The organism is Arthrobacter agilis, assembly GCF_002953615.1.
Taxonomy (GTDB): Bacteria; Actinomycetota; Actinomycetes; order Actinomycetales; family Micrococcaceae; genus Arthrobacter_D; species Arthrobacter_D agilis_B.
The window spans coordinates 1,430,755-1,435,588 of the sequence record NZ_CP024915.1 but is presented as its reverse complement, the minus strand read 5'-3'; the positions used below and the strand labels follow the sequence as shown (position 1 = coordinate 1,435,588).

The 4,834-nt window shown below is 69.7% G+C and carries 4 protein-coding genes; 2 read left to right on the top strand and 2 right to left on the bottom strand.

The window, feature by feature from the left end; all coding sequences use genetic code 11:
- Positions 1-66: 66 nt before the first annotated feature.
- On the bottom strand, positions 67-1,272 hold the full coding sequence (locus CVO76_RS06905) for a sensor histidine kinase (RefSeq protein WP_208741416.1): 1,206 nt from the start codon (positions 1,270-1,272) through the stop codon (positions 67-69).
- Positions 1,273-1,382: 110 nt separating this feature from the next.
- On the opposite strand from CVO76_RS06905, the gene CVO76_RS06900 reads away from it, so the two are divergent.
- The gene (locus tag CVO76_RS06900; protein WP_133080761.1) at positions 1,383-2,435 is read left to right on the top strand and encodes a 3-isopropylmalate dehydrogenase; all 1,053 of its coding nucleotides are present in this window, start codon (positions 1,383-1,385) and stop codon (positions 2,433-2,435) included.
- Positions 2,436-2,532: 97 nt separating this feature from the next.
- The gene (locus tag CVO76_RS06895; RefSeq protein WP_208741415.1) at positions 2,533-3,639 is read left to right on the top strand and encodes a branched-chain amino acid aminotransferase; all 1,107 of its coding nucleotides are present in this window, start codon (positions 2,533-2,535) and stop codon (positions 3,637-3,639) included.
- Between the two features lie 121 nt (positions 3,640-3,760).
- Here the strand turns inward: CVO76_RS06895 and CVO76_RS06890 are convergent.
- On the bottom strand, positions 3,761-4,834 hold a 1,074-nt coding region (locus CVO76_RS06890), incomplete at its 5' end, for a putative bifunctional diguanylate cyclase/phosphodiesterase (RefSeq protein ID WP_208741413.1).

The window sequence follows — 4,834 nt, the reverse complement described above, 5'->3', positions numbered from 1 at the left end:
GTGCTGTCCACGGTGGTGTCGCTCTCCTGTGCTGTCCTGGGTGGGCTGCTGGGCGGTCTCCCCAGCCTAGGCCTGGGTGTACGGGATGAATGCCTCCACGCGGTAGCCGCCCCCGGTGCGCGGCGCGGCCGAGACCGTGCCGTCGTAGAGCCGGACCCGTTCGGTCATGCCGATGATGCCCTGGCCCGCCCCCGCCGTGGCAGGATCCGGAGCGGCCCCGCGCCCGTCGTCGTCCACCGTGATGGTCAGTCCGCGCGGGCCGTACTCGAGCGACACCTCCGTGGACGTGGCCGATCCCGCGTGCTTGAGCACGTTCGTGAGCGATTCCTGCACCACCCGGTACGCCGTGAGCTCGGCTCCGAGCGGCAGGGGCCTGCGCGGCGTGCCGATGCGGCGGCAGTCGATCCGCACACCGGATCTGCGGACCGACTGGATGAGGGAGTCGATGTCGTCGAGCGTGGGGAGCGGCCGGGTGGACGCACTCTCGTCACCGCGGAGGACGCCGAGCAGCCGCCGCATCTCGCGCAGCGAACCCCGCCCGGTGTCGGCGATGGTACCGAGCGTCCGGACGGCGATTTCGGGTGCGTGCGCGCTCGCATACCGTGCGCCGTCGGCCTGCGTGATGATCACCGACAGGGAGTGCGCCACGATGTCGTGCATTTCCCGGGCGATGTGGCTGCGCTCGTCGGCCGCGGCGAGGTCGCGCTCCTGCTGCCGCTCGACCTCGAGCCGCCGGTTCCGGTCCTGGAGCGCACGGTACGTGAGCCGCCGGGACCGGGCGAGGTCGCCCATCGTCCAGGCGAGGAGCGCGAGGGACTCCACGAAGAACAGCAGGATGAGGAACAGGGGCACCGTCGTCAGCACGGAATCGCTTCCGCTCACACCCAGCAGGTCGCCGTACCGGACGAGGCCGATCGCGGCCCCGGCGATGGCGAGGCCGAGGCCCCCGAGGCTCGCCCACCGCGGGCCGAAGGCCGCCAGGGTGTAGATCGTGACGAGGATGACGAACTGGGCGGGGACCGGTTCGATGCCGGTGACGAGCTGCAGTACGGAGACGCCCGCGATGACCGAGGCAGAGAGCACCACGCGCGAACGGCGCCACGCGAGGGGGAGCACCAGGGCCACGGACACGACGACGGTCGGGCTCATGCCCCCCACGCCGCTCGCCGCGAACGGCAGGACGAGGAAGACGAAGATCCCCAGCGCGAGCCATGCATCGATCGTCCCGGGGTGCGCTCGGACCCAGCGTGCCAGCCGCAGGTGGATGTCCATGGGGACCAACTCTAGGTGGGGCCCCGCCGTCGTACATCCGACCACGGGTGGAGCCGTCTCACCCTGCGGACGGATTGTCGCGGGTTCTGGCGCTTTCCTACGCTGGGAGCATGACTGATGCCGCGCACCACATCGACCTCGCCGTCATCCCCGGAGACGGGATAGGACCCGAAGTGACCGCCGAAGCGGTGAAGGTCCTGCTGGCGGCCGTCGGGAACGCCGTCGATGTCGCGCTGACCGAGTACGAGCTCGGCGCCGAGCACTGGCTCGCCACAGGGGAGACCCTGCCGGATGCCACCCTCGAGCGACTGCGGAGCCATGACGCCATCCTCTTCGGGGCGGTAGGTGCCGCCCCGGGCGACACCCGCATCCCCTCGGGCCTGATCGAACGGGAATTCCTGCTGAAGCTCCGCTTCTCGCTCGACCACTTCGTGAACCTGCGCCCCTCGAGGCTGTACCCGGGCGTCCCCAGCCCGCTCGCCGCCCCCGGCACCATCGATTTCGTCGTCGTCCGTGAGGGCACGGAAGGTCCCTATACGGGCAACGGCGGAACGCTGCGTGGCGGAACACCGCACGAGGTGGCCACCGAGGTCTCCCTCAACACCGCCCACGGTGTGGAGCGCGTGGTCCGGGATGCCTTCGTGCGGGCCTCGGGACGCCGGAAGAAGCTCACGCTCGTGCACAAGCACAACGTGCTCGTCTACGCGGGCCACCTCTGGAAGCGCACCGTCGAGGCGGTCGCCGCCGACTTCCCCGACGTGAGCCACGACTACCTGCACGTGGACGCGGCGATGATCTTCCTCGTCACGGATCCGTCGCGCTTCGACGTCATCGTCACCGACAACCTGTTCGGTGACATCGTCACCGACCTCGCCGCCGCCGTGTCGGGAGGGATCGGCCTCGCCGCGTCCGCGAACCTCAACATGGACCGCACCGCGCCGTCCATGTTCGAGCCCGTCCACGGATCGGCCCCGGACATCGCCGGCCGACAGGTGGCCGATCCCACGGCCGCGATCCTGTCCGCGGCCCTCCTGCTCCGGCATCTCGGCCACGACGCTCCCGCGGAGCGGATCGAGCAGGCCGTGGAGCAGGACATCGCCGCCCGTTCCGGGGCCCGCAGCACGTCGGCCGTCGGCGATGCTATTGCCGCTGCCGTGTCCTAAGGTGGTTACACATCATTAACCCAGTGCCGGAGCACTGACCACCGACGGGCGACGGCGGCCACGCCGCACGTGCAGTCCGTTCCAGCGCGGAGGAACCATGACAGCCACCGATACCCAGTTCGCCCAGCACCTGTCGACGCAGCGGGCGTCGGCCGAGGAGCGCGAGGCGGTGCTGGCGAATCCGGGCTTCGGCAATTTCTTCACCGACCACACGGCCGTCGTCGACTTCCGCGTGGACGAGTCCGGCGTCGGCGGCTGGCACGATGCACGACTCGAGCCCTACGGTCCGATCGCGCTCGATCCGGCGGCCGCCGTCCTGCACTACGGCCAGGAGATCTTCGAGGGGATGAAGGCCTACCGTCATGCCGACGGTTCGGTGTGGACGTTCCGCGCCGATGCGAATGCCGCCCGCCTCAACCGCTCCGCAGCCCGCCTGGCACTGCCCCAGCTGCCCGAGGAGCTGTTCCTCGAGTCCCTGCGCCAGCTCGTCTCGGTGGACGCCGACTGGATCCCTTCCGGGGACGGCGAGAGCCTCTACCTCCGGCCGTTCATGATCGCCACCGAGGCGTTCCTCGGGGTCCGGCCCGCCCGCGAGGTGTCCTACCGGGTCATCGCATCACCTGCGGGCAACTACTTCGGCGGCGAGGTGAAGCCGGTGGACATCTGGGTGTCGCGCAACTACGCCCGGGCCGGGCGCGGCGGAACCGGTGCAGCGAAGGCCGGCGGCAACTACGCCTCGTCGCTCGCCGCCCAGCTCGAAGCCGAGGCGCACGGCTGCAAGCAGGTGCTGTTCCTCGACCAGTTCAACGACAACGCCGTCGAGGAGCTCGGCGGCATGAACGTCTTCTTCGTCTTCCGGGACGGTTCGCTCGTCACTCCTGCCCTGTCCGGCACCATCCTGGAGGGCATCACCCGGTCCTCGATCATCCAGCTCGGCCGCGACCGGGGGCTCACCGTCAGCGAACGCAAGATCACGCTCGACGAGTGGCGTGACGGCGTCGCCGGCGGCGATATCACGGAGGTCTTCGCCTGCGGTACGGCGGCCGTGATCACGCCGATCGGACAGCTGCGCGACGGCGACGAATTCATTGGCGCCGCCGGCACGCCCGCCGGAGAGGTGACCATGTCGATCCGCAGCCAGTTGCTGGGCATCCAGACCGGGACCGTCGAGGACACGCACGGCTGGCTCACGCGCCTGGTCTAGGAGCCACCGCGAACGGCGCCCGTTCCACCCGGAAGGGCTGGGCGGGCGCCGTTCCCGTACGTCGCGGTACGACCGTCGCGGGGGAACGCGGTCCGGTTCCGTCCCCGTTCGTGCGCAGGGATCAGCGCGACGGAGCGGTCTCCGGGCCGTCGACCCCTTCGCCGACCCGCAGGTAGCGCGTGGTGGACAGGAGCGCGCCCGTCTCCTCCGCAGGCATCGGGCGGCTGAAGTAGTAGCCCTGGCCGCTCGCGCAGCCCAGTGCCCTGAGCTGGTCCGCCTGCTCCCGTGTCTCGATGCCCTCGAAGACCGCTTCGAGTCCGGCGGCCCGGATGAGCTGGAGGATCGCCGCGACGAACTCCAGCTGCCCCGCCCGGGTGTTCAGTTCGACGAGGAGCGAGCGGTCCACCTTCACCATGCTCACGGGGAGTTCCCGGAGGTAGCTGATGGAGGAGTAGCCGGTACCGAAGTCATCGATCTCGATGCCGACACCGAGCTGCTGCAGGCTCAGCAGGGAGTACATCTCCACTTCGCCCCGCGTCACGATCGCCGTCTCCGTGATCTCGACGACCAGGTTGCGGGCGGGCAGGTCGAGCTCGCGCAGCAGGGTCCGGATGTGGTCCACGAGGTCGAGCTGTTTCAGTTCGACGGCCGAGAGGTTGACGCGCAGCTGGAAGTCGTCGTCGAGGACGAAGTCCCTGCGCCACTGGGCGAGCTGCCGCAGCGAGGCGGACATCACCCATCGGTCGAGGTCGTGGATGACCCCGATCTCCTCGGCCAGGGGGATGAACGTGTCCGGCGGGATGAGTCCGCGCAGGGGGTGCTGCCATCGCACGAGGACCTCGACGCCGAGGATCCTGTTCGTCGCCAGTTCGACGACGGGCTGGTAGTGCAGCACGAGTTCGTCCGAGCTGATGGCGCCGCGCAGTTCCGTCGCCATCTGGCTGCGGAGTTGCCGGGAGTACAGCATGACGGGTTCGAAGACCTTGATGATGCTGCGGCCCTCGCGCTTCGCGGCATACATGGCGGTGTCCGCGTCCAGCAGCAGTTCCTCGGCCGTCTGGTCGGCGGTGCCGAGCCGGACGCCGATGCTCGCGCGGGAGTGGACGTAAAGGGAGTCGAGGCGGATCTGCTCGCCGAGGACCTCCAGGGCCCTCCGGGCGACCTGCATGGCGATGTCCATGGTCGCGGCCGGCAG

Excerpts from the sequence above, each read along its gene's own strand:
- CVO76_RS06905 (WP_208741416.1), bottom strand. The coding sequence starts at position 1,272 with ATGGACATCCACCTGCGGCTGGCACGCTGGGTCCGAGCGCACCCCGGG.
- CVO76_RS06900 (WP_133080761.1), top strand. The coding sequence starts at position 1,383 with ATGACTGATGCCGCGCACCACATCGACCTCGCCGTCATCCCCGGAGAC.
- CVO76_RS06895 (WP_208741415.1), top strand. The coding sequence starts at position 2,533 with ATGACAGCCACCGATACCCAGTTCGCCCAGCACCTGTCGACGCAGCGG.